Here is a 5,599-nt window from a genome sequence, read left to right as displayed (position 1 = left end):
CATGTGATGGTGATGACCGACGATATGTACGAGCATGTCTGGTACGCCGATTTCGAATTCTCGACCTTCGCGCAGCGCTGCCCCGACCTGATCGACCGCATCCTGACGGTGAACGGCTGTTCGAAGGCCTATGCGATGACCGGCTGGCGCATCGGCTATGCCGGCGGCCCGGCGTGGATCATCAAGGCGATGGGCAAGCTGCAGTCGCAGTCGACATCGAACCCCTGTTCGATCGCGCAGGCGGCCGCCGCCGCCGCGCTCGGCGGGCCGCAGCAGTTCCTCGACGACCGCAACGCCGCGTTCAGGAAGCGCCGCGACATGGTGGTCGCGATGCTCAACGACGCGCCGGGGCTCAGCTGCCCCGTCCCCGACGGCGCCTTCTATGTCTATCCCGACGCGTCGGGCTGCATCGGCAAGAAAACCCCCGACGGCAAGCTGATCGACAGCGACGAGGCGCTGATCGACTATTTCCTCGACTCCGCGCGTGTTGCTGCGGTCCACGGCGGCGCCTTCGGCCTGTCGCCGGCGTTCCGCGTTTCCTATGCGACGTCCGAAGCGGTGCTCAAGGAGGCGTGCGTGCGCATCCAGCAGGCGTGCGCCGTACTCGGCTGAGCAGATGTTTCGCCGCGCAAGATTATTTTTGTACCGATCGGTCTTGTAATCGGGGCGGTGGCGCCTATTTGCACATGAACGGCGGTTAACCGCCCGGTTCACCGGATGGTAAGTCATTTTGTTTAGGGTGACTGCCATCACTGAACGGCTGGTCGGGGCGCTCCATATCGTCGGTGTAACCAAAGCGGTCAAAGCCGCGAATCGACAAGATATGAAAAGAGGCCCATATGCTCTCCATGCTTCGCTCCGACTGGTTCCTCACCATGCTCGCCGGCTTCGCGATTGGCGCGACCTATATCGTGCTCAATCAGCCGGCGCTGCCGATCCCGGCGTGACGCCGCTGCGGCGCGCACTGCCCCTCCGCGCCGCCCTGGCGCTGGTGGCGGGTGCGATAGTCGCCCAATGTACGCCGGCGCAGGCCGAAAGCGTCGTCAAGCTGCCGGCTCCGCTCGTCGACCCCGCCGTCAACGTCAAGCGCGCCACCGCGGTACTCGCAGGCGGCTGTTTCTGGGGCGTCGAGGGCGTCTTTGCCAACGTCAAGGGCGTGATTTCGGTCGAATCGGGCTATCATGGCGGCAACGCCGCGACCGCCAAATACCAGTTCACGCACGACGGCAAGTCGGGCCATGCCGAGGCCGTCCGCATCGTCTATGACCCTTCGCAGGTCAGTTACGGCAGCCTGCTCCGCATCCTCTTTTCGGTGATCGCCGACCCGACGCTCAAGAACCGGCAGGGCCCCGACAGCGGCCCGCAATATCGCGCCGCGATCGTCCCGCTCGACGCCGGCCAGCGGCAGGTCGCGACCGCCTATCTCTCGCAGATCGGTGGCGGCAAATATTTCGCCAAGCCGATCGTCGTGCCGATCGAGACCTACAGGCGCTTCTATCCCGCGGAGGCCGAGCATCAGGATTTCATGCGCCGCAACCCGAAGAACGGCTATATCCTTCGCTGGGACGCACCGAAGCTCGTCGCGCTGAAACGGCTGTATCCCGAGATGGTGCGGGCGAAGCCGGCGCCCTGAAACCCGTAAAGTTCCGCCATTGGTCGCGGCAGAAGAATCGTTCACCGCAAATCGCTGGCTCCCCGCACATGCCTGCGGGACGTGAGGACATGCCCGAATGGGGTCGGGAAGAATATGAAGAATATAGAGTCGCAAGTGCGGGGTTTGAATGAAGTTTAGAATGTCCGGCAGGCCGCTCGTCGCCCTGACGATGAGCGCCGCGGTGCTCGCGGGCTGTGTCAGCAGCGCCGCGATCGTACCCAAACCGCGTCAGCAGCAACAGGCGGCGGTACGCGGTCCGGCGGGTTCGGTCACGGTGCCGATCGGCCAGCCGGTACCGTCGGCGATGCCGCGCCCCGCAGGCCCGGCAGATCCGGGTTTCCGCCGCGCCCCCGCGGGTCTCAACGACCGCATCTACGAACTCTGGCGCGCCTTCCCCGGGAAGACCGGCATCGCGGTGCAGCGTATCGATGGCGAATGGTCGCTCTCGCAGCGCGGCGCCGAACTTTTTCCCCAGCAGAGCGTGTCGAAACTGTGGGTCACGCTGAGCGTGCTCGACGCGGTCGACCAGGGGCGGATGACGATGGACCAGCGCGTCCGTATCGGCCCCGAGGATCTGGTGGTCTTTCACCAGCCGCTCGCGGCACGCGTGCGGGCCGAGGGTTCGGTCACGATGAGTGTCCGCGACCTGATCGAGACCGCGATTACCCACAGCGACAATCTTGCGAACGACAGCCTGTTGCGCACTGTCGGCGGGCCCAATGCCGTGCGCGCCTTTATCGCGAAAAAGGATCTGGGGTCGATCCGTTTCGGGCCCGGCGAGCGGCTGCTCCAAGCCGGGACCGCCGGGCTGACCTGGCAGCAAAGCTATTCGGTCGGCCGCAACTTCGAGGCCGCGCGCTCCGCGCTGCCCGCGACGACGCGCCGGACCGCGATGGACAATTATCTCGCCAACCCGGTCGACGGCGCCAGCCCTTCGGCGATCGCGAGCGCGTTGACGCGGCTCGCGCGCGGCACCCTGCTGTCGCCCGAATCGACCGACTATCTGCAGGGTGTGCTGAGCCGGACGAAGAGCGGGCCGAAGCGGCTCAAGGCCGGGCTGCCGGCGGGCTGGAAGTTCATGCACAAGACGGGCACCGGCCAGAATCTGGGCGGCATGACCGCAGGCTATAACGACATCGGCATCGCGACCGCGCCCGACGGCACCCGCTATGCCATTGTCGTGATGATGGGCACCACCACCGCGGGCATTCCCGCGCGAATGGCGCTGATGCAGTCGGTCTCCTCGGCGGTCGCCGAATATCACGGAAGGTAGTCGATGAAGCTTGCCGCCCTGCCGCTGGTCGTGCTGTCGCTCGCGCTCGCCGGCTGCGCGACCCCCGAAACGCGGCTGCGCACGGGACTGCAGAATGCCGGCCTGTCGAAGGCGATGTCGGCGTGCATGGCCGAACGCATGGTCGACCGGCTGTCGCTCGTCCAGCTGCGCCGCCTGTCGGCGCTCGGCAGCCTCAAGGACAGGCAGATCACCGACCTCACGCTCGCGCAATTCCTGCACAAGGTCCGCGCGCTCAAGGATCCCGAAATCCTGACGGTCTCGACGAGTTCTGCCGCGCTCTGCGCGCTGCGCTAGGCGTTAGTCGCCCGCGAAGCGGACCACGAGGTTCGGCGGCGGAAAACTGTCGCGGACCGTTTCGGAGCGGTCGGTGGGAGGCCATGCTTCGCCCTGCGAAAAGCTATCGATCGTCGCATATTGCCCGAGCCGGGTGAGCGACGCGAAGACATAGGGCTGCCCCTCGGCGCCGAGGATCGACGCGCGGTCGGCGAGATGAAAGTGCAGGTGCGGCGCGCTCGCCTGTCCGGTGAAGCCGAGGAAGCCGACGACCTGCCCGGCTTTCACGCGATCTCCCACCTTGACCGGCGCGCCCTGTTTCAGATGCTCGTAGGTCGCGATGCGCCCGCCGCCAATGTCGATCATGACATAATTGCCGCTGGCGTCGGCGATGCCGGGACGCGGTCGGCCGGATATGGTGGCAGGGTCGGGCACGTCGTCGCGCACCGCAACAATCGAACCGTCGGCGACCGCGAGCACTTCGGCGCCGAAGCCATAATGGTTCGCCGGAATATCGGGGTCGCCCGACGCGAGCTTGCCGCCCGCGTCGACCTTCATGAAGTCGATCGCGAAGCGGCCGGGCAGGGTAGCCGAGCCTTCGGTGGCATAGAAGACCCGCCGATGGCCGCGCTCCATGCCGGGCTCATACACCGCGACCCATGGGCCACCGCGGAGCGGCGGCGACAGGCGCGGATGCGCAGTGGCCTCCGGCACCGCCGTGCCGCCCGAAACCGTGAAATCTGCCTCGTCGGTGTCGATCCTGTTCAGCGTCAGGCTGTGCGAGATCGGCCCGCCGGGAAAGCCGGCCGGGGCGGGCACGCCGATATAGACGACGGCGCGGCGACCGACCGGAATGATCCGCGCATTGGCTTCGGAAGGTCCGACGAGATCCATGGCCTTGGGCAATTCGTCCCGGACGTAGGTCTTGATCGGGGCGTCGCCGGCCTTGATCACGAGCCCGTTCAGTTCGAGCGGGTGGTTCGAAAAATTGGTGAGGTGGAGTTCATAGACGAGTTGATCGGCCGCGCCGATCCGGATGATTTTCGGTGCTTCGATGATCTGCACATCAAGCGATTGGTTCATTCGGGCCGTCGCGGCGCCCTGACCGGCGAACGCCGACAACGCCAAAACAAGAAGCTTTATCCGCATCTTCGCCTCCCTCATCCCGACCCGCGACCCTGCCCGATTATCAGCTCGGGCCCAAGGCGTCATCCGGAAGACGGACCGGCTGGCCGCAAGCCTTTGCGGCGGACAAGAATATCTGGGGCTCGCGGGGGTGGAATTGCCGCCAAACTTGTGCTTAGGCGCCCATCATCTCCCCTTCCAGAGTCGAAAGGCCCGGCAGACCTCATGAACATCCACGAATATCAGGCGAAAGAACTGCTCGCGAAATTTGGCGTCGCCGTGCCCAAGGGCATCGCCGCGATGAGCGTCGAGGAAGCCGTCGCGGCGGCGAAGCAGCTCCCGGGACCGCTCTATGTCGTGAAGTCGCAGATCCACGCGGGCGGCCGCGGCAAGGGCAAGTTCAAGGAACTGGGGCCCGATGCCAAGGGCGGCGTCCGCCTCGCTAAGAGCCTCGAGGAAGTCGAAGCGCACGCCAAGGACATGCTCGGCAACACGCTGGTAACGATCCAGACCGGCGAAGCCGGCAAGCAGGTCAACCGCCTCTACATTACCGACGGCGCCGACATCAAAAAGGAATATTATCTCGCGTTGCTCGTCGACCGTGCGTCGAGCCGCATCGCCGTCGTCGCCTCGACCGAAGGCGGGATGGACATCGAGACCGTCGCGCACAACACGCCCGACAAGATCCACACGATCACGATCGACCCCGCGACGGGCCTGCAGCCGCACCACGGCCGCAGCGTCGCCGCCGCGCTCGAGCTCGAAGGCGATCTCGCCAAGCAGGCCGCCAAGGTACTCGCCGGCCTCTACAACGCCTTCCTCGCGACCGATGCCGAGCAGATCGAGATCAACCCGCTTGCGGTCTGTGAAGGCGCGAACGGCGACGAACTGCTCGTCCTCGACGCCAAGCTGGGCTTCGACGGCAATGCGATGTTCCGTCACAAGGATATCGCCGAACTGCGCGACCTGACCGAGGAAGACCCGGCCGAGGTCGAGGCGTCGGAATATGACCTCGCCTACATCAAGCTCGACGGCAACATCGGCTGCATGGTCAACGGTGCCGGTCTCGCGATGGCGACGATGGACATCATCAAGCTGAACGGTGCCTTTCCGGCGAACTTCCTCGACGTCGGCGGCGGCGCTTCGAAGGAAAAGGTCACTGCGGCGTTCAAGATCATCCTCAAGGACCCCGCGGTCGAGGGCATCCTCGTCAACATCTTCGGCGGCATCATGAAGTGCGACATCATCGCCGA

6 protein-coding genes are annotated in these 5,599 nt (G+C 65.4%); 5 read left to right on the top strand and 1 reads right to left on the bottom strand.

Translation table 11 applies throughout. The features are described from left to right. The 4 genes from JHC57_RS20780 to JHC57_RS20765 form a co-directional block, all read left to right on the top strand. A partial coding sequence (locus JHC57_RS20780; RefSeq protein ID WP_294032485.1) for an aminotransferase class I/II-fold pyridoxal phosphate-dependent enzyme occupies window positions 1-612 on the top strand: 612 nt, incomplete at its 5' end. Window positions 613-943: 331 nt separating this feature from the next. After that, on the top strand, window positions 944-1,633 hold the full coding sequence (gene msrA / locus JHC57_RS20775) for a peptide-methionine (S)-S-oxide reductase MsrA (protein WP_366928556.1): 690 nt from the start codon (window positions 944-946) through the stop codon (window positions 1,631-1,633). Between the two features lie 160 nt (window positions 1,634-1,793). After that, window positions 1,794-2,927, top strand: a complete 1,134-nt coding sequence (locus JHC57_RS20770) for a serine hydrolase (protein ID WP_294032484.1) — start codon at window positions 1,794-1,796, stop codon at window positions 2,925-2,927. A gap of 3 nt (window positions 2,928-2,930) precedes the next feature. After that, complete coding sequence (locus JHC57_RS20765; RefSeq protein WP_294032483.1) at window positions 2,931-3,242, top strand: hypothetical protein; 312 nt, start codon at window positions 2,931-2,933, stop codon at window positions 3,240-3,242. Between the two features lie 3 nt (window positions 3,243-3,245). On the opposite strand, the gene JHC57_RS20760 is transcribed toward JHC57_RS20765, so the two are convergent. After that, window positions 3,246-4,304, bottom strand: coding sequence for a M23 family metallopeptidase (locus JHC57_RS20760; protein ID WP_294032482.1), 1,059 nt, complete (start codon window positions 4,302-4,304; stop codon window positions 3,246-3,248). Between the two features lie 267 nt (window positions 4,305-4,571). On the opposite strand from JHC57_RS20760, the gene sucC reads away from it, so the two are divergent. Next, on the top strand, window positions 4,572-5,599 hold a 1,028-nt coding region (gene sucC / locus JHC57_RS20755), incomplete at its 3' end, for an ADP-forming succinate--CoA ligase subunit beta (RefSeq protein ID WP_294032481.1).

The organism is Sphingopyxis sp., assembly GCF_016463645.1.
Lineage (GTDB): Bacteria > Pseudomonadota > Alphaproteobacteria > Sphingomonadales > Sphingomonadaceae > Sphingopyxis.
The sequence above is the reverse complement of the archived record's forward strand: the minus strand, read 5'-3'. Positions and strand labels throughout refer to the sequence as shown.

Bases quoted from the DNA above. Each gene is read 5' to 3' on its own strand.
- JHC57_RS20770 (WP_294032484.1), top strand. From the start codon at position 1,794: ATGTCCGGCAGGCCGCTCGTCGCCCTGACGATGAGCGCCGCGGTGCTC.
- JHC57_RS20765 (WP_294032483.1), top strand. From the start codon at position 2,931: ATGAAGCTTGCCGCCCTGCCGCTGGTCGTGCTGTCGCTCGCGCTCGCC.
- JHC57_RS20760 (WP_294032482.1), bottom strand. From the start codon at position 4,304: ATGAACCAATCGCTTGATGTGCAGATCATCGAAGCACCGAAAATCATC.